We start from the raw sequence: 23,611 nt of genomic DNA, 5'->3' as shown, positions 1-23,611 counted from the left end.
TGGAGTTATGAGTGGTTGAAAGATTAACGTGGAAAAAGCTGGCCTGGGAGCTGGCTTTTTTTTACACCCCATGGGTGATAGTAGGTTGGATATTCGGTTATATGCCGTGGTTGCTTTTGGCAGCTACGGCATTGCAGCTTGTGTGGCATTTGCATAACCAAGTACGTTTATCTTCTTGGTTATGGGATGAAAAACGCCTCACGCCACCGTCAGGTAGCGGTAACTGGGAATCTTTGTTCAATGGGTTGTATCGCTTACAACAGCGCCAACGCCGCAAACGAAAAGAACTTACTAATCTTATTCGTCGATTCCGAAATGGTGCAGAATCGCTACCCGATGCGGTAGTGGTATTCCGTGCTGAAGGAAATATTGTTTGGTGCAACAAGCTGGCTCAGCACTTACTGGGCTTCCATTGGCCAGAAGATTCAGGTCAACCTATCTCCAATCTCATTCGTACACCTGATTTTATCAAGTACCTCAACAAGAAAGACTTCTCAGAGCCATTAGAAATGCGTTCACCACTCAACGTCGAACGGATGCTGGAATTGCGTATCGTACCGTATACCGAGGGTGAGCACTTGATGGTAGTGCGTGATGTGAGCCAATTAAAACAACTTGAGGGAATGCGTCGCAACTTCTTTGCCAACGTATCTCATGAACTGCGTACACCAATGACGGTGCTACAAGGTTATTTGGAGATGACTGAAGACCCTGATATGGTCGTGGGTCCAATGTGGAGCAAAGCTCATGGTGTCATGACGGAGCAGCTTAACCGCATGAACAGTTTGGTGAACCAACTACTGACACTATCTAAAATTGAAGCGGCACCTATGCATGAGCTTGAGGAAGTCGTGAATGTGCCCGCGATGCTTGAAGTGTTAGAAAAAGAGGCGGTTAGCCTTAGTGGGGACAACCAACATAAATTGAAATTTGATGTTGATGCTAGCCTACGCGTGCTGGGCGATGATGACCAGTTACGTAGTGCTATCTCTAACCTCGTTTATAATGCCGTCAAATACACGCCGCCTGGTGCAAACATTAATGTTCGCTGGTTCCAGACCTCTCAAGGCGCATGCTTAGAGGTGGAAGATAGTGGTGATGGTATTGAACCTCAGCACCTCCATCGACTTACTGAGCGTTTTTATCGAGTGGATAAAGCAAGATCACGTGATACTGGTGGAAGTGGTTTAGGGCTAGCCATTGTAAAACACGCGCTGAGTCACCATGACTCTCATTTAGAAATTCACAGTGAAGTAGGTGTGGGCAGTAAGTTTTCTTTCGTATTGCCTGAGCGTTTGGTGGTGAAATAATGGCTTTACGATTGGCAAAAACATTCAGTTTATTCGCGCTTGTTTGTTCTTTTATTGCTGCCGCTCAAGATAAACCATTGCCGACTTATCATAAAACGACGGGGATTGTCGGGAACTTGCTCTCTGTTGGCTCCGATACACTTGCGGGTATGACAACGCTTTGGGTTGAAGAGTTTAAATCCATTTACCCGAATATTAATGCGCAAGTCCAAGCATCTGGCTCTTCTACTGCCCCCCCAGCATTGACCGAACAAACAGCTCAGTTTGGTCCCATGAGCCGCCCTATGCGTTTAAGAGAGGTTGAAGCGTTTGAACGTGAACATGGCTACAAGCCAACTGCGCTCAGGGTCGCCATCGATGCAATCGGTATTTTTGTTCATCAAGATAATCCAATTCAAGGGCTTAACTTTAGTCAGTTAGATGCTTTGTTTTCTGCCACGCTGCGCTGTGGCGAAAGTCAATTTGTCACAAACTGGCAGCAACTCGGTCTTGAATCACAGTGGGCAAAGCGAAACGTCCAGTTGTTTGGTCGTAACTCCGTTTCTGGAACTTACGGTTACTTCAAAAGCAATGCCTTGTGTGGCGGCGATTTCAAGACCCGAGTTAACGAGCAGCCAGGCTCCGCGTCAGTTGTGCAAGCTGTAGCGTCAACCATCAGTGGAATTGGTTATTCCGGTGTCGGTTATCGAGTGGCAGGCGTGCGCTTAGTCCCTGTGGCTAAAATGGGAAATGACTACGTGACTCCAACGCGAGAACATATTGTTAGTGGTAAGTACCCACTATCACGTTACTTATATGTTTACGTGAATAAGCATCCTGATTACCCATTAACACCAATTGAAGCTGAGTTTATTCGCTTTATCTTTTCTGCTCAGGGACAAGCGTTGGTTGAGAAAGATGGTTATGTGCCCATTACGGCAGACTTTGCAGAAGAAGAGTTAAAAAAAGTCGGCCTGTAAGCCGACTTCTTATTTAGGTATGGACAGTACGAGATCAGAAAGTGAGTGTCCACTTCGCGCTGTCCCAACGTTCTTGTTCTTCCTGTAAATCCGCGTGAAGTAATTTATTGTTTTCTAGCCATGCTTCATCTGTGCAGGTGAGAATCCATTCGTCATTTTTGATAGATAAGGTGATATCAGGCAATGGATCTTCATTACGCTGCCCATTTAATACGATAGAAAGTCGTAATATTTTGATGAGGCTTATAACGTCACTCTGTTTATAGAGATTGAAATCTGGTAGTTCTTGCAATTTGAGCGCTTTACGCTGGAAGCGAGCTAATGTTGCGAGCACTAATTGCTGCTCACGGTTGAAGCCTTGTAGAGTGGAGTGCAACAGAATATAAAAAGAGTGGCGATGGAAACTACGCAAGTTGATACTTAATCCGACTTCATGAAGCAACGCTGCCCACTCTAGTAAGTCAAATAACTCACTCTTTTTCTTAATGCCTAGTTCAGAGCGTACCTGACATAACATCTCACGTGCATGCCCCTTCACACGAGCGGCATGCTCTAAGTCGACCCGGTGCTTGTTGGCTAAATTTTCTGTGGTGCGCATACGAATATCGGAGCGCGCAAAACGCTCTTCCATTTCGTACAACAGGCCTTCGCGTAGAGCACCATCGGAGAAAAACATTTGCTCAATGCGAAGCGCTTTGAAAATCGCGGACAAAATCGCTACGCCTGCTGCGAATACGGGTTTACGTTCTTCTGTTAGACCCGCCAGTTCAATATCTTCAATGGAATCAAATTTACACAGAGTTTCGATAAGTGTATCCAGTCGACTCGCTGTGATCAGGCCATCTTCAAAACCTAATCCTACTAGCACTTCTTGAATCGCTTTGATGGTTCCTGATGAGCCGAGAGCAATATCCCAGCCCTTTTTACGATATGTTGAAGCGATGGACTCGAGTTTTTGTTCGGCCGCTAACATCGCCTTGCTGAAGTTTTTTCCTGACAGTTTGCCGTTTTTAAAGTATTGCTCTGTAAAACTGACGCATCCCATCTGTTTACTGTTGAGAAGCTCAGGCTCAAATTCTTGTCCAATAATCATCTCGGTACTGCCGCCTCCGATATCGATGACTAGTTTGGAGTTGGATTCTACTTGAGTGTGCGCTACGCCTAAGTAAATCAGGCGGGCTTCTTCTTCTCCAGGGATAATTTCTATCGGGAAAGGCATCACTTCTTTCGCACGCTCAATGAAAAGGTGGGCATTTTTAGCGCGTCTTAGTGTGTGTGTGGCGGCGATACGTACATTTGACTCATCAAGCCCTTGCAGCCTCTCAGCGAACATGGCTAAGCATTCTAGCGCACGCTCCATTGCGGCGTGACTTAAGTTCAATTCACTGTCGAGTCCTGATGCTAAGCGAACACGTTGTTTATGACGACTAACCAGTTGTAGGTCACTGCCGACAACTTTGGCCACCACCATATGGAAACTGTTTGAGCCGAGGTCTATCGCGGCAATGTAGCGAGTATCTTGTTCAAGTATTTGAGGCATCTGAATTTTGTTTTCTAGTTTGCTTTTCTATATTTTTAAGATAGTCATAGATAGCGATTTGAGAGCGAACTTTTTTGCGATTACCTCGTGGTACGTAAGCGTTACTCATTTCTTTATCTATTAAACGAGCCTTTACTGTATCGGTAAAATGGATATTCGTTATATCAATAATTCTCTGTTTCAAACGTGGATCACGGACTGGTACTGCTACCTCGATACGGTGATCAATATTTCTTGTCATCCAGTCTGCGGAGGAGATATAAACTTGCGGATCGCCATCATTGTGGGTGATCACCACGCGAGGGTGCTCAAGAAAGCGGTCAACAATACTGATGATGCGAATATTGTCGCTGATCCCCTCAATGCCCGGTACTAATGAGCACATACCTCGAATGATCATGTTTATTTTTACACCGGAAGTACTTGCTCCATAAAGCTTATTGACGATGCCTTTATCGACTAGGTTATTGACCTTGATCGTAAGAGCGGCTTTTTTCCCTAGCTTGGCATTCGCAATTTCATTATCAATTAAGCGGTAGATTTGGGTTCGAGAATTACGAGGAGATACCATAAGGTGATTGAACTTCACTGGTCGGTATGGATTCTCAATGTAACCGAAGACATTACGGACTTCATTAGTGATTTCTTGATCTGCCGTAAGCAGGGAGAAGTCGGTATAAATTCGTGCCGTCTTCTCATGGAAGTTGCCTGTGCCGATGTGTGCGTAGCGAATAATTTCTTCACCTTCGCGGCGGCTAATCATCAGTAGCTTTGAGTGAATCTTAAGACCAGGCGCACCAAAGATGACGTGCACACCCGCTTCGGTTAATACTTTTGACCATTCGATATTGGCTTCTTCATCAAAGCGAGCTTGCAGTTCGACGACCACAGTGACATTTTTGCCGTTGTGCACTGCATCAATTAAAGAGTTCATCAAGCGAGAATCTTTCGCGACGCGATAAATGTTAATCTTGATACTAAGTACTTTGGGATCGAAGGAGGCTTGGCGCACTAACTCACTAATGTGGTCAAAAGTGTGGTAGGGATAATAGAGCAGAATATCTTTCGCTTTAATCGCGTCAAAGCTGTTGGCATAACCTTCGAAATCGGCACATTTCATTGGCGGGAGAGGTTTATTTTCAAGATACTCTCGTCCAACATTTGGAAAGCCGATGAAGTCTTTAAAGTTGTGATAGCGTCCGCCGGGGATAAGGTTATCGTAGTTAGAGATATTAAGTTTGTTACACAGAAACTCTAACATTTGAGGCGGCATATCGCGTTCGTAGACGAAGCGAACGGGCTTTGCTGTCAGTCGCTGATTGACACCCTCTGACATTTGTTCAAGCAAGCTGTACTCGATTTCATTGCGTAAATCGTATTCAGCGTCACGCGTCATTTTCATCGCATAGCCGCTAAGCTCATCATAATCAAAAAAGCCTTTGAACAGCTCGTCCAAACAGTGGCGGATAATATTATCAAGTAAGATGATGGTTTTTCGACGCTTTCCTTTCTGTTCTGGTACCATCACAAAGCGGGGAAGGTGATCGGTCGGAATTTCGATCAGAGCGTACTGGTAATGTTCTTCTTTACGCAGTTCTACGGCGATGTAAGCGTACTCGTCTTTGAGAAATTGCAGAACATCGATCTCGTCTTTCATTAGGAGGGGAGTGATATGCGGCATTACCTCTCTACGGAAGTATTTCGCGATCCACTTTTGTTGCGATTCATCCAGTTGTTGCTCGTTGACCAAGAAAATGCGACGTCGCGCCATTTCTCGAATCAACTCGCTGTAAAGCTCATCAAATTGTTCGTTAAGCTTTAGTGCTTTCGACTGCATTTTGGTTAACAGTCGTTTAGGGCTATCACTGCCACCGCGCTCTTGGCTGATTAGGATTCTGCGCTTCACGTCCGCAAAGCGTACTTTGTAAAATTCATCTAAATTGTTGGAAAAGATCCCAAGAAAGCGAATACGTTCGATCAAAGGGACGGTTTTATCGGCAGCTTCTTGTAATACTCGTTCGTTGAAAGACAACCAACTCAGTTCTTTTTCTATATATAGTTTTTCTGCGCTCATAACCTTACCTAGCCAAAAGTGAAGTATTACGTACTCATCTTGGAAAAATGGATGAGTGAGAACATTATGAGATTTTCATTACAGATTTATTTCATACCACGCATTGCATAAGAGTTGTATTCTTTTCAGGTGTTTAATGTGATCTGTAATATAATTGTCATCTTAACGACATATTCTAGTACTAAGTCAAAAAAGGTAGAGATTTAAATGGCACAAGCCGAGTTTTCATTGCAGGAAAAAGATAAGAAACGACTGATAAAAGATCGTTTAGTTCGACTTGCAGTGACATCCGGTGGTGTCGGCGTACTCGCGGCGCTTATTTTGATCTTTGTCTACCTCGCCATGGTGATCATTCCGCTTTTTTCTGATGCGGAGATCAAAACCAACCAAGCCATTCGAGCCACTCATATTGAAACACCACTTGCGATTTCAGTGGATGATTACGCTCAGCTTGCGTTCGTCCTAACCCAAAGTGGTGAGATTCAATATTTGTCGATGGACGAGCCTACGAAACCTGCGGTGTATACACAGCAAATCGTCCAGAAACCCGTCGCTTTCTCTCAATCTGCTCCTGGGCTAGGTTGGTATGGATTTGTTGATGGGCAGGGTAAAGCGAACCTTTTCAAGCCAGAATTTAATGCCACGTTGAGAGAAAATACACGTCCTCCGGAAGTGATTGAGCTAGACACCAGCATGGATCTGACACTAAGTACGCCTCAAGATCCTGTGACTCAGTTTGTATTCGCAGCTTCGACGCCCTTACCAACGGTTGTTTGGCAGACACAAAGCGGTGAAGTGAAAGCTCGCTGGCAAGTGGCTTCGTCTTTGGGTACGCCTCCTACAACGATTGATTTTACGTTCTCTTCAGGTTTTGATACGCCTCAGCAAATGTTATTGACACCTGACGGTGAAACGCTTTATTTGCGCGATGGCTCTGAGTTGATCGTGTTAAAGAAAACCGCACGTAAATTTGCTGTGCGAGAGGTGGTCGATCTCACTCAAGGTGATAAGAAGCATTCCGTTCGTACGATAGACTTATTGGCTGGTGCTTACTCGCTTTTGGTGACGCACAACGATGGTCGGGTGTCGCAATGGTTTGATACGCTGCAAGAAGAAAAACGCACGTTAACGCATATTCGTGATTTTAAATTGGCGTCAGAGCTTAAGTATTTGTTGCCGGATTCTCATCGAAAAGGATTTTATAGCTTTTACACCAACGGCACGTTGCAAAGCCATTATACAACCAGTGAAAAACTGGTGTTGTTTAAGCGTGCGTACAATCAAGCGCCCGCAATCGCAGCAATGTCTAACAATGAACGCTACTTAATCACTTGGCAAAATAATGCGTTAAATGTTGCGGAAGTGGACAATGCCTATCCGGAAATTTCATTGTCTTCATTATGGCAAGAAGTGTGGTACGAAGGGTATCCTGAGCCTGAATTTGTGTGGCAATCGACTTCGGCGAGCGATAACTTTGAGGCTAAGTTCAGCCTAGTACCTATTGCGTTTGGAACGATAAAAGCGGCGATGTTTGCGATGCTGTTTTCAGTACCGCTCGCAGTGCTAGGTGCTATTTATACGGCTTACTTTATGTCGCCACGCATGCGTCGTGTAGTAAAACCGTCGATTGAGCTAATGGAAGCACTGCCAACGGTGATCATAGGTTTCCTCGCGGGATTGTGGTTCGCGCCTATTGTCGAAGATCATTTGATTACGATCGTCGTTATGCTGTTTGTTTTGCCCTTGAGCACCATGATTATGGGCGGGCTATGGGCATTAATACCGCAACCTTTGCGGAATCGTCTGCCTAATGGTTGGCATGCTTTAGTGCTCATGCCTGTCATATTGGTACTGATTGGGCTTGGAGTGTGGATTTCGCCTACGATTGAGCAGACGTTCTTTGGTGGCGATATGCGCTTATTCTTAACCGAGCATGGTATTGGTTACGATCAACGCAATGCATTGGTGGTGGGGTTAGCGATGGGGTTTGCTGTTATCCCGACGATTTTTACCATTGCCGAAGATGCCATTTTCTCTGTACCGAAGCATTTATCGGATGGCTCTTTGGCATTAGGGGCCACGCCTTGGCAAACTTTAATCTATGTTGTCTTGCTTACTGCAAGCCCAGGTATTTTTTCTGCCATTATGATGGGCCTGGGACGCGCTGTTGGCGAAACCATGATTGTATTAATGGCAACGGGCAATACGCCATTAATGGATTGGAATATTTTGGAAGGATTGCGCAGCCTGTCGGCGACCATCGCCGTTGAGTTGCCAGAGTCGGAAGTTGGAAGTTCGCATTATCGCCTGCTGTTCCTAGCTGCATTGATTTTATTTGTGTTTACGTTTGCAGTAAACGCGCTTGCGGAGTGGGTTCGTCAGAGACTGAGAGATAAGTACCGTGCGTTGTAATAATGGTTTGAATAAAGAGCGAGTAATAACGTGTTAAATTGGATTCGTTCTGGCGCACCGTGGATATGGCTAACAGGCGGTGCAGTCAGCATCAGTTTGTTGTCGGTATTAGGGTTGTTACTCCTTATCGGCTGGAAAGGCCTGACTTACTTTTGGCCAGCGCCTTTGTATCAGTGGAATGTTGCAGCGCTGACTCCTGTACAAGGTGAAGTGCTACATGAAAATACTATTCTGATTGGTCAAGTGTATGAGCGCAGCTTTGTACCGAAGAGTTATTTGCCTGAAAGCGCAGCACAACAGTTAGAAGACGATGAAGATTTTGCCACGCGACTCAACATCAAAATCGCTAACCGAGAGTTGTATCCCGCCGATTTTATCTCCGTATTGCAAATGCAGTTGGATGAGCCCACGACGCCAAAAGAGTGGGCGGTGATAGAGCGCAGTAGCGGTGGTTATTTCTTTGGTAAGCTGGTGGCGTTTCAAGATGGCGATAATATATACACCAGTGATATTCAATCGATACTAAATAAAAAGCTTGATGATGCAGAAACTCTGCGCCATGAGATTGATTCTTTGGTGGTCGATCAGCTTAAAGAGCTTGGTTGGAAGCTAGAGCAGTTGCGATTAGAAAAGCGCAAGCATGAATTGAATGACACGCTGACAGAAAGCTTCTTAAAGGAAAATCAGACGAAAAAAGAGCAGATAGAAAAAGCGCTTGCGACGTTAGATTTGCAACTTGATGGTTTACGACTTCAGCTCTCTGACTATGCCTTGATTGCCGAGGATATGACGGGGTCACAAGTATCGATTCCGCTCGAAGACATTTTGGACTACTGGTATCCAAACCAAATGTCACTGCCTGATAAAGTCATGCATTGGGGAAAACAGGTTTGGAAGTTTTTATCTGAAGATCCAAGAGAGTCTAACTCCGAAGGAGGCGTGTTCCCTGCGATATTTGGTACGGTTTTCTTAGTACTCATCATGTCGATCATTGTGATGCCACTCGGGGTGATCGCCGCTATCTATCTACATGAATACGCTAAGAATAACGCTCTAACCAGAGTTATTCGTATTGCGGTTATAAACCTAGCGGGTGTTCCATCGATTGTTTATGGCGTGTTTGGTTTAGGTTTCTTCGTTTATACGATTGGTGCCTCTATCGACAACGTATTCTATGCGGAGAAGCTACCGGCACCAACCTTTGGTACGCCGGGTTTGTTATGGTCTGCACTAACTCTTGCCGTGCTGACGCTTCCAGTTGTGATTGTGACTACTGAAGAAGGTTTAACTCGTATTCCGAGCTCAGTACGACATGGTTCTCTGGCGCTTGGTGCAACTCAGTTCGAAACACTATGGCGTGTGGTTTTACCTATGGCGACGCCAGCTATTATCACAGGTTTGATCCTTGCGATTGCACGTGCAGCTGGCGAAGTAGCGCCACTGATGCTGGTGGGGGTCGTGAAATTGGCATCCAGTTTACCGGTTGACGGACAATTCCCTTATGTGCATTTGGATAGAAAGTTCATGCATTTAGGTTTTCACATTTACGATGTTGGCTTTCAAACCTCCAACATCGAAGCGGCGCGACCATTAGTTTATGCTACCTCTTTCTTACTCGTGACAGTGATTGTCGGGCTAAACTTAACAGCAATCAGTATTCGCAATAATTTACGAGAAAAATACAGAACGTTAGGACAAGATTAAGTATGTTTAATTTTGATAGTACATTAGGTTATGAGCCACCATTGGATGTTCATAATTTAACGGATGAACAAACAGCCATCTCAATCGAGAACCTTAATCTGTTCTATGGTCAAACTCAGGCGCTGCATGATATTTCGATGCGAATTCCCAAAGGGCGAGTCACCGCTTTTATCGGTCCTTCAGGGTGTGGAAAGTCGACGTTATTACGTTGCATCAATCGCATGAACGACTTAGTGGAAGGGTGTCGAGTCACAGGCAAAGTGCGTCTCCATGGCAAGAATGTTTATCATCCTAATGTCGATGTTGCGACACTTCGACGCCGAGTGGGGATGGTGTTTCAAAGACCCAATCCATTTCCTAAGTCTATTTATGAAAATGTAGTTTATGGCTTACGCTTACAAGGTGTAAAAAACAGCCGCAGTTTAGATGACGCAGTGGAGCGATCCTTGCGCTCGGCGGCGTTGTGGGATGAGGTAAAAGACCGCTTGCATGAGAACGCATTTGGTTTATCTGGTGGTCAGCAACAGCGCTTGGTCATTGCGCGTGCGGTGGCGATTGAGCCGGAAGTCCTGTTATTGGACGAGCCAACATCAGCGTTGGATCCAATCTCAACTTTAACTATTGAAGAGCTTATCAATGAGCTGAAGACTCAATATACTGTCGTTATCGTTACCCATAACATGCAACAAGCGGCGAGAGTGAGCGATCATACTGCATTCATTCATATGGGTAAGTTAATTGAATACTCTGACGCGGACTCGATCTTCACTTCGCCAATGAAGAAACAGACCGAAGATTACATTACGGGTCGCTACGGTTAAGTCGCGACTCTATACGGAATAAGGAACATCATGCACTTTGGACGTCATATTTCAGGACAATTTAACGTAGAGCTAGAATCGATTCGTACTCATGTATTAACCATGGGTGGCTTGGTAGAACAGCAGCTTTCGTATGCTATTCAAGCCTTGCATAAAGAAGACATCGAACTGGCGCGTAAGGTTGTGCGTGACGATCATAAAGTGAATGCGATGGAAGTCTCGATCGATGACGCTTGCACACGCATTATTGCTAAGCGTCAGCCAACGGCAAAAGACTTGCGCTTAATTATGGCTATCATCAAAACGATCACTGATTTAGAACGTATCGGTGACGTGGCGACACGTATTGCTTACGTTGCCATTGAAAGCCCATCATCAAAAGAACGACAATTCCAAGTGTCGTTAGAGCCTCTCTGCCGTCAGGCAATTAATATGCTGCATCAGGTTTTAGACGCGTTTGCCCGTATGGATGTAGAAGCGGCAGCAGAGGTGCACAAACAAGATGACAAACTAGACGCCGAGTATGAAGCGGTGATTCGTCAGTTGATGACATACATGATGGAAGATCCAAAAAATATCCCTAATATTCTGCAAGTGATGTGGTCTGCACGCGCGATTGAACGCGTGGGGGACCGCTGCCAGAACATCTGTGAATACATTATTTACTTTGTGAAAGGGAAAGATGTACGCCACCTAGGTGATCAAAGTATTGATGACGTACTGAAGTAACTGACTTCAACAAATAGACCAGCTTTTAGGCTGGCCTATTTATTAGAGAGAAGGAAAGCACGTCAATATTTATCAGGAACGAAGGTCTGATCATCAATGGGCGCTCTGACGTAACCTTCTTTATTGAGTTCAGGTAATTCGATGGGTGAGTACTCAAGTGCTTTGTAGTCAACCTGGCTTAGTAAATGACTGATACAGTTCAAGCGCGCTTTCTTTTTGTCATCAGAAGGGACGACCCACCAAGGGCAGTTTTTCGTGTCTGTATAGGCAAACATCTTATCTTTTGCTTCCGAATACTCCGCCCAGCGATGACGTGACTCTAAATCCATTGGGCTGAATTTCCAACGTTTGATCGGCGTATTAATTCGACCTAGAAAACGTTTTTCCTGCTCTTCGTCTGAAACCGAAAACCAATACTTAATCAGAATAATCCCAGATCGTTGCAACATTCTCTCGAATTCAGGGCAAGAGCGTAAAAACTCCTCGTATTCGTCTGGAGTACAGAACCCCATGACTTTTTCGACACCTGCTCGGTTATACCAACTTCGGTCAAATAAAACGATTTCACCAGCAGATGGTAAATGAGCGACGTAACGTTGGAAGTACCATTGCGTTTTTTCTTTTTCTGTCGGTGCAGGCAGAGCCACTACGCGACAAACACGCGGGTTTAGCTTTTCTGTAATTCGCTTTATCACTCCGCCTTTGCCCGCAGCATCACGTCCTTCAAACAGAACCACCACTTTTAACCCTTTGTGTTTGACCCACTCTTGAAGTTTTACGAGCTCAACTTGAAGGTTTTTGAGCTCCTTTTCGTATTCCTTTTTCTTCAATTTAGACATACACATTTCCTCACTCCTTGATAAACAATATGTTAGCACTCAAAAGCTATGCGCGTGAGGTTACGGTGGTCTATTTGAGAGCTGCTACGACATCGGTAATGGCTTGTGTACTTGTGATGGGGATTAAAAAATCATCGACATCGGATGCGCCCATTTTGCTTTGTTCAGCAACAAAGGTCATTTGGCTAGGGCGTGTGGTTTTGCCTGACAGATGGATTTCAGGAACTTGAGTGTCTTCTACTAGCTCACGTACGTTACTCGCATTAACGCCAGCACCCGCCATGATTGCTATGCGTCCTTGGGCTTGCTTAACCAAAGCTCTAAGCACATCGATCCCTTGTGGTGCTGAAGGCGCAAGACCGGAGGTTAAAATACGTTCACAACCTAAGCTGATCACTTCTTCCAAAGCTTTTTCAGCGTCACGACACTGGTCAAAGGAACGATGGAAGGTCACGCCTAAGCCAAGCGCTTGAGCAAATTCACACAGCGCAGCCGCGTAAGGCATATGAATATCACCGTCTTGAGTGAGCACGCCGAACACGACACCGCTCAAGCCTGATTGGTGAGCTGCTTCAATATCCCAACGCATCATTTCGATCTCTTCTTCATTGTAGAAGAAGTCACCTTGGCGTGGGCGGATCATGGCATAAACTGGAACACTAGAAAGCTTAGCCGCTTGCTGCATAAAGCCATAACTGGGTGTTAGTCCGCCTAAAGCCAAAGAGGAGCAAAGTTCAATCCGAGTGGCGCCGCCAGCAATGGCGTAGTGCAGAGATTCAATATTATCAATACAGACTTCTAGGTGAGTAACCACGTTCATTCATCCTGCTAACGTTACAAATAAGTGTTGTGGCTAAGATATTAACAGGGCCAGTAAGCAGAATCTGTATGGAGGGGATGATAAATAGAGGTAAAGTTTACGCTAAAGCGTTACCTCATTTTGGCGGTTTATCTGAAGGAAAAAGAAAGCCCAGAGCAGAGGCTCTGGGCTTTGATAGGACTTTACTTAGACTGATTGGCGTTTGCGGTTTTCCGCATTAGCTTATTGCTTTATATACATCCAACCATCACACCCGTTGAGCTAGGGTGAAGGTCTATTATTTTTTGCCTAGGTCAGCTGCGTGCTCAGATAGGAACGCTGCAACACCTTTTGGAGATGCGTCCATACCTGCTTTACCTTCTTCCCATTGTGCAGGACATACTTCGCCGTGCTTCTGGTGGAAGTTAAGAGCGTCAACCATGCGTAGCATTTCGTCGATGTTACGGCCTAGTGGTAGGTCGTTAACTACTTGGTGACGTACAACGCCTTCTTCGTCGATTAGGAAAGAACCACGGAAAGCAACGCCTGCTTCTGGGTGCTCAACGTCGTAAGCTTTACAGATTTCGTGCTTAACGTCAGCAACTAGTGGGTACTTAACTTGACCGATACCGCCATCTTCGATAGCAGTGTTACGCCATGCGTTGTGAGAGAACTGAGAATCGATAGAAACACCGATTACTTCAACACCTTTAGCTTGGAAGTCAGCTAGACGGTTGTCGAATGCGATTAGCTCTGATGGGCAAACGAAAGTGAAATCTAGTGGGTAGAAGAATACTACTGCTTTCTTACCTTTAGTGAACTCTGCAAAGTTGAAGTTTTCAACGATTTCACCGTTACCTAGAACAGCTGCTGCAGTAAAATCAGGGGCTTGACGACCTACTAGTACCATTTTTTTGCTCCTAAAAAGTATGGTTAGCTCCAAACCGAATTCAGTTGTGTCGGTTTGGTTCGTGTTTGTACGAGACAAACTATAGTACAGATTGTAGTATTGAAAAAAGCGAAATAAATAGATTGAGTTAATCGAAAAAAACGATAATAACAAAACTCTTAACTCGATCACTGGAACGGCGGTAGATACAAATACAATTATGAATAAATGGCCCAGTTTGAAGCAGTTACACTATTTAGTCACACTGCATGAAACAAGACATTTTAGTGACGCTGCAGAGCGTTGTTTTGTCAGTCAGTCGACTTTAAGTAAGGGTATTCAAAACTTAGAGGAATTGATAGGTTGTCCCTTATATGAAAAGAAAGATAAGAAAAGTCCACTGGTTTTTACCCAAACAGGAGAAATGGTAGTAAAGCAGGGGCGAGAGCTGTTAGCAAAAGGGCAAGATTTGGTCGAGCTTGGACGTATGTGCCAAGGCGACGATATGCAAGGCCAGCTAAAAGTAGGATGTATACCAACAATTGCTCCGTTTTTACTGTGTGATTTGGTACAAGAGGTGAACTACCGTTTTCCACAACTGAATCTTTTATTAAGAGAAGACACGACGACAAACTTACTTCAAGCGCTCAGACATGGTGAGCTGGATGTGCTTATTTTAGCGTTACCAGTCGAAATTGATGGGATGGAAAGCCGAGTAGTGGGTAAGGATCCGTTTCGAATGGTTATAAGCGCTAATCAAGCCCAATCGGTCCCTGTGCCGATTCGTTACGCGGATTTACCTGACGAATCCGTCTTTCTACTAGAGAAAGAACATTGCTTAACGGAACATGCGGTATCAGCGTGTAAATTAACAGACAAAGAAAAAATCAATCCGTTTACGGCAACCAGCCTCCATACACTGGTGCAAATGGTTGCGAATGGTTTGGGAACAACGTTCATTCCTCAAATGGCTATCGACCATGGCTTGCTGCATAACCAGAATTTAGTCGTGATCGATCCTCCTGGTAAACAAGCTTATCGCGAAATCGGCTTAGTTTGGCGTCCGAGCTCGTCAAGAACGAAAACATTTAATCAACTTGCAGAAGTCGTTTCAGAGCTGCTTTAGCTATTAGTATTAGCCCTTACTTCTCCATTATTTATCTAAAAGCGCACTGGAAACAGTGCGCTTTCTAGTATTTTATTCTGTTGGTAAACTTTGACTTGTAAAATTTTACAGCTCTTCTTTGATGAAGCTTTCATAAAATAGTGAAATTTCACAATGTTAATTTTACACAAAGCCCTGCATACCTTGTTTGACCCCTGTTTAAATCCATCTCTTCAGCCCTTGTGAATACAAGGTGTTTGTTTACCAGTCTATATTCATACGCTTGTTTGAAATGATAAAACGACTTTAAATTTAATGTAATTTTATTACGTAATAACTTACAAAATAAGGCGCTTGATAGATGGTTTTTACCTTGCGGAATAAAACTTTGAATTTTCTGTTTTGTTTATATTGGGGGTTTCACTAAACTCTTTGTTGATATAGCTTATTTAAAGGCCGATACGACTTATGTCTAGATTGAAAATACACGTAGCATTACGCAATCTATCGGCATGGCTAGACGAGTTGAACACAAAGTTAAAGGATGTAATTTGTTGTTCATAACTTACAAATGTAGCTTTACGCTGACTGCCCAAGATTGATAAAGCACGTTAAGGATGAATAATTATGCTTGCTCAGACAGAACAAAAAACACAACAACTAAAGCAAACCCAAGGCATGCTTGAGGTGAATGGAGTCGTTGCTCCAGAACATCAAGCAATTTTCCCTGTTGAAGCCCAAACCTTTTTATCTCTACTATGTGAAAAATTTGCCGGACGTGTTGAACAGTTGCTGGAAGCAAGAGAAGAGAAGCAAGCACGTATTGATGCTGGTGAGCTACCAGATTTTCTACCAGAGACACAAGACATCCGTGAAGGAAGTTGGAAGATCCTAGGAATCCCACAAGATCTGCAAGATCGCCGTGTGGAGATTACCGGACCAACTGACCGCAAGATGGTGATTAACGCACTGAATGCGAATGTAAAAGTGTTCATGGCAGACTTCGAAGATTCAATGTCTCCAGCATGGAGTAAAGTGCTGGATGGTCAAATTAACTTGCGCGATGCTGTTAATGGCACCATCAGTTACACCAATCCTGGCAATGGCAAACATTATCAGCTGGAAGATGACCCAGCGGTGTTGATCTGCCGTGTTCGCGGCCTTCATTTAAAAGAAAAACACGTTACGTGGCACGGTCAGATCATTCCAGGTGCGCTATTCGATTTCGCTCTGTATTTCTATAACAACTACAAAGCGTTACTTCAAAAAGGCAGCGGCCCTTATTTCTACCTTCCAAAACTGCAATCGCATCACGAAGCGAAGTGGTGGAGCGAAGTGTTCCATTTCACGGAAGACTATTTCGGTTTGGATACAGGCACCATCAAAGCGACTGTGCTGATTGAAACCTTACCAGCGGTATTCGAAATGGACGAGATTCTGTTCTCGCTTAAAGAACACATCGTTGGTTTGAACTGTGGTCGCTGGGATTACATCTTTAGCTATATCAAAACATTGAAAAAACACTCAGACCGAGTACTGCCAGATCGCCAAGTGGTAACGATGGACAAGCCATTCTTAAACGCTTACTCGCGATTATTGGTACGTACTTGCCATAAACGAGGTGCTTTCGCGATGGGAGGAATGGCAGCATTTATCCCAGCTAAAGACCCGAAAGAGAATCAAAAAGTATTAGACAAGATCCAGACTGACAAATCGTTAGAAGCTAACAACGGCCACGACGGTACTTGGGTGGCTCATCCAGGTTTGGCTGACACTGCTATGGAAGTCTTTAGTGCTGTGCTGGGTGAACGCACCAACCAGTTGGATGTGAGCCGTGCAGAGGATGCGCCTATTACAGCAGCTGAACTGCTTGAGCCTTGTGAAGGCGAGCGCACTGAAGGCGGAATGCGCCACAATATTCGCGTTGCGCTGCAATACATCGAAGCTTGGATTTCTGGCAATGGTTGTGTGCCGATTTACGGACTGATGGAAGACGCAGCAACGGCAGAAATCTCACGCGCCTCTATCTGGCAATGGATTCAACACGGCAAGTCGCTAGACAACGGATTAAAGGTCACTAAAGAGCTGTTCGAGCTCTATCTCAAAGAGGAGATTGAAGTCGTGAAGCAAGAAATTGGCGAGCAGCGCTACCATGCGGGTCGATTTGAAGAAGCAGCAGACTTAATGGCAAGGCTCACGACGAGCGATGAACTGACCAACTTTTTGACAGTTCCTGGTTATGACTACCTGGATTAATAAAGAATAACTGTAACACCAATAACGTGAAGGATTTTCAAGGCAGATAGGGAAGTACTGCCTGAGAACGGAAACTCAACGCACACGCATAAAGTGCAAATTATAAAGAGGGATAGACCAATGACTAACTTAACTCGCCGCCAACAAATTGAAGCTCTGGAAAAAGACTGGGCAACTAATCCACGCTGGAAAAATGTGAAGCGTACTTACACTGCCGAGGAAGTGGTGGAACTGCGTGGCTCTATGGTGCCTGCAAACACAATTGCACAACGTGGTGCAGACAAACTTTGGTCACTGGTCAACGGTAGTGCGAAAAAAGGTTACGTAAACTGTCTTGGTGCGCTAACGGGTGGTCAAGCCGTTCAACAAGCTAAGGCAGGTATTGAAGCGATCTATCTGTCAGGCTGGCAGGTAGCGGCGGATAACAACACCGCTTCGACGATGTATCCAGACCAATCTCTTTACCCAGTAGATTCTGTACCGTCAGTAGTAAAGCGTATCAACAACTCATTCCGTCGTGCAGACCAAATTCAGTGGGCTGCTGGTAAGACGCCTGAAGATGAAGGTGGTATTGATTACTTCCTACCTATCGTAGCGGATGCTGAAGCGGGCTTTGGTGGTGTGCTTAACGCTTACGAACTAATGAAATCGATGATCGAAGCCGGTGCCGCGGGCGTTCACTTTGAAGACCAGTTAGCATCGGTGAAAAAGTGTGGTCATATGGGGGGTAAGGTATTAGTTCCTACGCAAGAAGCGGTACAAAAGCTCGTTGCAGCTCGTTTGGCTGCTGACGTAGCGGGTACAACAACATTAGTTATTGCTCGTACTGATGCGAATGCGGCGGATCTCATTACTTCAGATTGCGACCCATATGATAAAGACTTCATCGAAGGTGAGCGTACTCAAGAAGGTTTCTACCGCGTTCGCGCGGGTATCGACCAAGCTATCTCTCGCGGCCTGGCTTACGCACCATATGCAGACTTGATTTGGTGTGAAACGGCTACGCCATGTTTGGAAGAAGCACGTAAGTTTGCAGAAGCAATTCACGCTGAATACCCAGATCAATTGTTGGCGTACAACTGCTCGCCTTCATTCAACTGGGAGAAAAACCTAGATGCAGAAACCATTGCTAAGTTCCAACAAGAGCTTGCAGACATGGGCTACAAGTATCAATTCATCACGCTAGCAGGCATTCACAACATGTGGTTCAACATGTTTGAACTGGCGCACGCTTACGCTCAAGGTGAAGGTATGCGTCATTATGTTGAGAAAGTTCAGCGTCCTGAATTCCAAGCAGCTGAAAAAGGCTATACGTTTGTTGCGCACCAACAAGAAGTAGGTACAGGTTACTTCGATAGAATGACCAATACTATCCAAGGTGGTAACTCTTCAGTGACAGCATTGACAGGTTCGACCGAAGAAGACCAATTCTAATTGGCAGAGAAACACTTCCTTAATCAGCGTCAGTAATGGCATTTTGAGCGGCAACCCTGCCGCTCTTTTTTCGTTTAACCGGTGTAAAAACGAAACTTACAACAAAGAGAATACGCTTGCGTACTACTCTTCCTGCTCGATTTCTTCAGGTTCCACTTCTTCTTGTAGTTCCAATAAGTTAATCGCAATCGTCACGAAGTCACTATCAGTAATAATGCCGACCAATCGACCTTTGGTGACAACAGGTAGACAGCCAACTTTATGCTTTTGCATATAGATAGCGCTCTCTTTGAGCCCCGCGATAGGCTCTGCCGTCATGATATTGGTGTGCATCATTTCGTAGAGCGGTGTGTCTAAAGTAAAAGATTGTTCAGCCTCATCTGGGTGCAAGCTCGATTCTTGAGCAGCAAGAATGTCGCGTTGAGTCACCAAGCCTTGTAAGTGGTTATTGGCATCAACAACCGGAATGTGTCGAATATCAAGCGCATCCATCATGCTTTTTGCATCACGCAAGGTGTGCGTGCGCAGTAAGGTATGAGGATTACGAGTCATCATGTCTTCAACCTTGATCATAGAGACCTCCAGCGGCATTGTCCTTCTCTTAAATATAGAGAATATTTTTCTGTATATCTGGGAGCTAACTCGTTTTTCATCAATTAAATAGCACAATGCTGATGGGCTGCGTAATCTGTGTTTTATTGGTGTTTTTATTAATTTGAATAAGTCGGTTTGTGTGCGAGTCAGTTGGCATTTTTAGTTGATATTGAATGTGTCCCCAAGGTAATCCAATGAATTGAATCGCACATTTTTATTCGCTGGATTTTCCAAGATTCTTCTCTCGAAGAAGATACGTCCAGGCTTACCAAATTGAAGACAGCAACCTAGATGAAACGAACAACGTGTAACAAACTTATTGCGCTGGCAGTGGCGGCATTCAGTGTGCCATCAACACAGGCGATTGTGTTAGGAGATGAACAAACCGATCCTGTTGACCGCGTTACTTTGCGAGCAAGTAATATGGCAGAGTTTCCGCTGTGTGGTGGAACGATGCTGACAGAGCAATGGGTACTGACTGCGGCGCACTGTGTGGTGATGGGACAAGGAACCAATGAAGCAACCTACTATGTGACCCCGCCGGGTGAGCTGTCGGTGAATGCGAATGTGTATGAACTTAATTCTGCAGGGCTTGATAACTTCTATCCGGTGTCTCACGTTGTGGTTCATCCGGATTACACCCGGATTTCAAAAGCTGAGACCGACAGTAATGGCAACGTGAAACCTATCCAAACCGGTTTAGATTCAGACATCGCGTTGCTGTATCTCACGCGCCCAGTGGCAAACGCGAGCTTTGCTGACCTAGCGAGTAAAGTTGACATGGAGAGTATCGAAGCACGTTTGGCGGCGGATTGGAACGATAATTACCTGACCAATCAACGTGTCGAAAATGTGCAAGTGTTTGGATGGGGGGCTACTCAGCCGGATGCTTCTGAACCTTCTAATACGCTCAAAACCACCATTAGCACATTTTTACCCATCGACAAATGTTATGAGCGTTTAGAAATTGGCAGCAGTTTTCCGGGGATCATTGATTCAAGAGACAACCAAACCAAAATTTGTACGCTACCAACACAAAACCATGTATTGGAGCCAGATAGCCATACTCAATATGGCAACTCTGCATGTAAAGGTGACAGTGGTGGCCCGTTGGTCGATGTGGCGACCGGCAAACAAATTGGTATTGTTAGTGGCGGCCCCCTTATTCTACCAACGTGTGGCTCTTTGACGATCCCAAGTTTCTACACCAAGGTGAGCCACTATTACGACTGGGTACAGTCTTACATCACTGCCGATGCGCCACCAAGTCGTTACATCATTGCGCCGAATTTTATCAAAAGTGCTAACAATGAAAGTGGTGACAATAAAGAGTGTCACGATGGCATTGCGACCAATAACTGTGATTTCAAAGGCTCAGATGATGAAGGTGGCAGTCTAGGGTTTTGGTTATTGGGTTTATTCGTGCCGTTATTCTTGTGGCGAAAGCGTGAGGTTTGATAGGGCGATTGGAATGCCAAACTAATAAGCAGCGGTATACGCTGCTTTGCTTTTTTCATGTTTTCTCTTTTGGGCTCAAATTAAAAATAGTGCCAAGTAATCGAGGCTTTTCACGTTTTATTACACTCTTCACCATGGCTTTTACTGCTATATTCTGGTGATTTGCTTGCTATTGCAGCATGTAAACATATACTAGTCTGCTGCGAAAAACTCGTCGCAATTTTATCGTCGCCTAGACGTGATTTGACCAATAGATAAGACAAGTAACATGCAAGTATCAGATTTCCATTTCGACCTTCCAGATGAACTCATCGCTCGCTACCCTCAACCAGAGCGTACCGCTAGCCGACTGCTGCAAATGGACGGCAATACCGGAGAGCTCATTGATGGCACATTTATTGATGTATTGGGCCAAGTTCAACCCGGTGACTTAGTGGTGTTTAATAATACTCGTGTTATTCCTGCTCGTCTTTTTGGCCGCAAGGAGTCGGGCGGTAAATTAGAAGTGCTAGTGGAGCGCATGTTGGATGAGAAAAGCATCCTCGCGCACGTTCGTTGCTCTAAATCACCAAAACCAGGTACAACCATTATTGTTGGCGAGAATGATGAATATTCAGCAGAAATGGTTGCACGCCATGATGCTTTATTTGAACTGAAATTTAGTTCTGATAAGACGGTACTAGAAATTCTGGAAGAAATCGGCCATATGCCGCTTCCTCCTTACATCGACCGTCCAGACGAAGATGCAGATAAAGAGCGTTACCAAACGGTATATAATCAAAAGCCAGGTGCGGTTGCGGCACCGACGGCGGGCCTTCACTTTGATGATGTTCTCTTGGAGAAAATCAAAGCGAAAGGTGCAGAGTTTGCTTACGTTACTTTGCACGTTGGGGCGGGTACATTCCAGCCAGTAAAAGTGGAAAATATCAACGATCACCACATGCATGCCGAGTACGTAGAAGTACCACAAGAAGTCGTCGAAGCAATTAAAGCGGCGAAAGCGCGTGGCGGACGAATTATTGCTGTTGGTACAACATCTGTGCGTTCACTTGAAAGTGCAGCGCAAGACGCATTGCAAAAAGGGACTGAGCTGGCCCCATTCTTTGGCGATACAGAAATCTTTATTTTCCCTGGTTACGAATATCAGTTGGTGGATTGCTTGATCACAAACTTCCACTTGCCTGAATCAACACTGATCATGTTGGTGAGTGCATTTGCTGGATACGAGAACACCATGAATGCTTACAAACATGCGGTGGAAAACAAATACCGTTTCTTCTCGTATGGCGATTCAATGTTCATCAAGAAGAAAACGGCGTAGTTAAAAATAGATTTACGAGTGCTAGCAGTAAGCTAGGAAATAAAGCATCCATTGCTTTGTCTCTCGCAAGGAAAAGCGACCGCTCCTTAAAGTAGGGTAGAGCCCTAAACACTCAGTCAGACTGTTTCTCTGACACCCGGAGGCATCGTGAAATTAAAATTCGATCTTAAGAAGAAAAACGGCAATGCACGTCGTGGTCAACTGACTTTCGAACGCGGCACTGTTCAAACTCCTGCGTTCATGCCAGTAGGTACTTACGGTACCGTTAAAGGTATGACACCAGAAGAAGTAAAAGGTACTGGTGCAGAAATTCTGCTAGGTAATACGTTCCACCTGTGGCTACGTCCTGGTCAAGAAGTGATGAAAATGCACGGTGACCTGCACGATTTTATGAACTGGCACGGTCCTATTCTTACTGATTCAGGCGGCTTCCAAGTATTCAGCCTTGGTAAGATGCGTACGATCACTGAAGAGGGTGTTCACTTTCGTAACCCAGTAAACGGTGACAAGATTTTCATGGACGCAGAAAAGTCGATGGAAATTCAAAAAGACCTGGGCTCTGACATCGTTATGATTTTTGACGAGTGTACGCCTTACCCAGCGACACACGATGAAGCGAAGAAATCGATGGAAATGTCATTACGCTGGGCACAGCGTTCACGTGACCACTTCGAGAAGCTAGAAAACCCGAACAACCTATTTGGTATTGTCCAAGGTGGTGTTTACGAAGATTTACGTGATGTGTCGGTAAAAGGTCTAACGGAAATCGGTTTTGACGGTTACGCGGTTGGTGGTTTGGCAGTAGGTGAGCCTAAAGAAGACATGCACCGTATTCTTGAGCATACTTGTCCTCAACTTCCTGAAGACAAACCTCGCTACTTGATGGGCGTAGGTAAGCCAGAAGACTTGGTTGAAGGTGTTCGTCGTGGTATCGACATGTTTGACTGTGTAATGCCAACGCGTAACGCACGTAATGGTCACTTATTTGTGACTGGTGGTGTGATCAAGATCCGTAATGCGAAACATAAAACGGATACAACACCATTGGATCCGCATTGTGACTGTTACACTTGTCAAAACTACAGCAAGTCGTACCTTCACCATTTAGAGCGTTGTAATGAAATCTTAGGCGCTCGCTTGAATACAATCCATAACCTGCGTTACTACCAGCGTCTGATGGAAAGCATTCGTAAAGCAATTGATGAAGATCGCTTCGATGAATTTGTTACTGAGTTCTATGAGCGTCGTGGCCGTGAAGTGCCACCACTAGCAAAAGAGCAGTAATTGAAAAACTAAAAGAATTAAAGCCTTTGGCATGTCGCCAGAGGCTTTTGCTAATAAAGTAGGCTAACGCACGTTATTTTTGA

General features: G+C 44.8%; 18 protein-coding genes. 12 read left to right on the top strand and 6 right to left on the bottom strand.

Going from position 1 to position 23,611, the window contains the following annotated elements; translation table 11 throughout:
* Positions 1-11: 11 nt before the first annotated feature.
* Both phoR and R7093_RS16260 read left to right on the top strand, forming a co-directional pair.
* Entirely contained in the window at positions 12-1,310 is a 1,299-nt protein-coding gene (gene phoR, locus R7093_RS16265; RefSeq protein ID WP_005383667.1) for a phosphate regulon sensor histidine kinase PhoR, read from the top strand.
* Positions 1,310-2,269 carry a PstS family phosphate ABC transporter substrate-binding protein gene (locus R7093_RS16260; protein ID WP_005383668.1) on the top strand — a complete coding sequence of 320 codons (960 nt, stop codon included), beginning with the start codon at positions 1,310-1,312 and terminating at the stop codon, positions 2,267-2,269. The genes phoR and R7093_RS16260 overlap by 1 nt, the downstream gene beginning before the upstream one ends.
* Positions 2,270-2,303: 34 nt before the next feature.
* On the opposite strand, the gene ppx is transcribed toward R7093_RS16260, so the two are convergent.
* Positions 2,304-3,809 (bottom strand): exopolyphosphatase, encoded by a 1,506-nt coding sequence (gene ppx, locus R7093_RS16255; RefSeq protein WP_033905789.1) that lies wholly within the window; start codon positions 3,807-3,809, stop codon positions 2,304-2,306.
* Positions 3,793-5,883 carry a polyphosphate kinase 1 gene (ppk1, locus tag R7093_RS16250; RefSeq protein WP_005381748.1) on the bottom strand — a complete coding sequence of 697 codons (2,091 nt, stop codon included), beginning with the start codon at positions 5,881-5,883 and terminating at the stop codon, positions 3,793-3,795. The genes ppx and ppk1 overlap by 17 nt, the downstream gene beginning before the upstream one ends.
* 207 nt (positions 5,884-6,090) lie before the next feature.
* Here ppk1 and R7093_RS16245 point away from each other — a divergent pair, with 207 nt between their 5' ends.
* From R7093_RS16245 to phoU, 4 genes are read left to right on the top strand one after another with little or no spacing between them, the layout of a single operon-like run.
* Positions 6,091-8,295, top strand: coding sequence for an ABC transporter permease subunit (locus tag R7093_RS16245; protein WP_047102164.1), 2,205 nt, complete (start codon positions 6,091-6,093; stop codon positions 8,293-8,295).
* A 30-nt stretch (positions 8,296-8,325) separates the two neighbouring features.
* Positions 8,326-9,999 carry a phosphate ABC transporter permease PstA gene (gene pstA, locus R7093_RS16240; protein ID WP_025768855.1) on the top strand — a complete coding sequence of 558 codons (1,674 nt, stop codon included), beginning with the start codon at positions 8,326-8,328 and terminating at the stop codon, positions 9,997-9,999.
* Positions 10,000-10,001: 2 nt separating this feature from the next.
* Positions 10,002-10,820, top strand: coding sequence for a phosphate ABC transporter ATP-binding protein PstB (pstB, locus tag R7093_RS16235; RefSeq protein ID WP_005381745.1), 819 nt, complete (start codon positions 10,002-10,004; stop codon positions 10,818-10,820).
* A gap of 30 nt (positions 10,821-10,850) precedes the next feature.
* On the top strand, positions 10,851-11,549 hold the full coding sequence (gene phoU, locus R7093_RS16230) for a phosphate signaling complex protein PhoU (RefSeq protein ID WP_005381744.1): 699 nt from the start codon (positions 10,851-10,853) through the stop codon (positions 11,547-11,549).
* A gap of 62 nt (positions 11,550-11,611) precedes the next feature.
* Here the strand turns inward: phoU and ppk2 are convergent, their stop codons facing one another.
* From ppk2 to R7093_RS16215, 3 genes are all read right to left on the bottom strand, one after another.
* Positions 11,612-12,388, bottom strand: coding sequence for a polyphosphate kinase 2 (gene ppk2, locus R7093_RS16225; protein ID WP_170890783.1), 777 nt, complete (start codon positions 12,386-12,388; stop codon positions 11,612-11,614).
* Positions 12,389-12,458: 70 nt separating this feature from the next.
* Complete coding sequence (locus R7093_RS16220) at positions 12,459-13,202, bottom strand: copper homeostasis protein CutC (RefSeq protein ID WP_148299889.1); 744 nt, start codon at positions 13,200-13,202, stop codon at positions 12,459-12,461.
* A gap of 283 nt (positions 13,203-13,485) precedes the next feature.
* Positions 13,486-14,097, bottom strand: a complete 612-nt coding sequence (locus R7093_RS16215; RefSeq protein ID WP_005381738.1) for a peroxiredoxin C — start codon at positions 14,095-14,097, stop codon at positions 13,486-13,488.
* 199 nt (positions 14,098-14,296) lie between these two features.
* Between R7093_RS16215 and R7093_RS16210 the strand changes: the two genes are divergently transcribed.
* From R7093_RS16210 to aceA, 3 genes are all read left to right on the top strand, one after another.
* On the top strand, positions 14,297-15,202 hold the full coding sequence (locus tag R7093_RS16210) for a hydrogen peroxide-inducible genes activator (RefSeq protein ID WP_005383681.1): 906 nt from the start codon (positions 14,297-14,299) through the stop codon (positions 15,200-15,202).
* Between the two features lie 606 nt (positions 15,203-15,808).
* The gene (gene aceB, locus R7093_RS16205) at positions 15,809-17,437 is read left to right on the top strand and encodes a malate synthase A (protein ID WP_017820561.1); all 1,629 of its coding nucleotides are present in this window, start codon (positions 15,809-15,811) and stop codon (positions 17,435-17,437) included.
* A gap of 120 nt (positions 17,438-17,557) precedes the next feature.
* Positions 17,558-18,871, top strand: coding sequence for an isocitrate lyase (gene aceA, locus R7093_RS16200; RefSeq protein ID WP_005381733.1), 1,314 nt, complete (start codon positions 17,558-17,560; stop codon positions 18,869-18,871).
* A 123-nt stretch (positions 18,872-18,994) separates the two neighbouring features.
* On the opposite strand, the gene R7093_RS16195 is transcribed toward aceA, so the two are convergent.
* Positions 18,995-19,444 carry a CBS domain-containing protein gene (locus R7093_RS16195; protein WP_017820562.1) on the bottom strand — a complete coding sequence of 150 codons (450 nt, stop codon included), beginning with the start codon at positions 19,442-19,444 and terminating at the stop codon, positions 18,995-18,997.
* Between the two features lie 312 nt (positions 19,445-19,756).
* Here R7093_RS16195 and R7093_RS16190 point away from each other — a divergent pair, with 312 nt between their 5' ends.
* From R7093_RS16190 to tgt, 3 genes are all read left to right on the top strand, one after another.
* The gene (locus R7093_RS16190; RefSeq protein ID WP_042521159.1) at positions 19,757-20,923 is read left to right on the top strand and encodes a trypsin-like serine protease; all 1,167 of its coding nucleotides are present in this window, start codon (positions 19,757-19,759) and stop codon (positions 20,921-20,923) included.
* Between the two features lie 268 nt (positions 20,924-21,191).
* On the top strand, positions 21,192-22,244 hold the full coding sequence (gene queA, locus R7093_RS16185; RefSeq protein WP_047102150.1) for a tRNA preQ1(34) S-adenosylmethionine ribosyltransferase-isomerase QueA: 1,053 nt from the start codon (positions 21,192-21,194) through the stop codon (positions 22,242-22,244).
* Between the two features lie 147 nt (positions 22,245-22,391).
* Positions 22,392-23,528 carry a tRNA guanosine(34) transglycosylase Tgt gene (gene tgt / locus R7093_RS16180; protein WP_005381727.1) on the top strand — a complete coding sequence of 379 codons (1,137 nt, stop codon included), beginning with the start codon at positions 22,392-22,394 and terminating at the stop codon, positions 23,526-23,528.
* Positions 23,529-23,611 lie beyond the last annotated feature (83 nt).

The organism is Vibrio sp. 1580, assembly GCF_033340055.1.
Note: the sequence above shows the minus strand (reverse complement) of the source record. Positions and strands in the feature narration are given on the sequence as shown.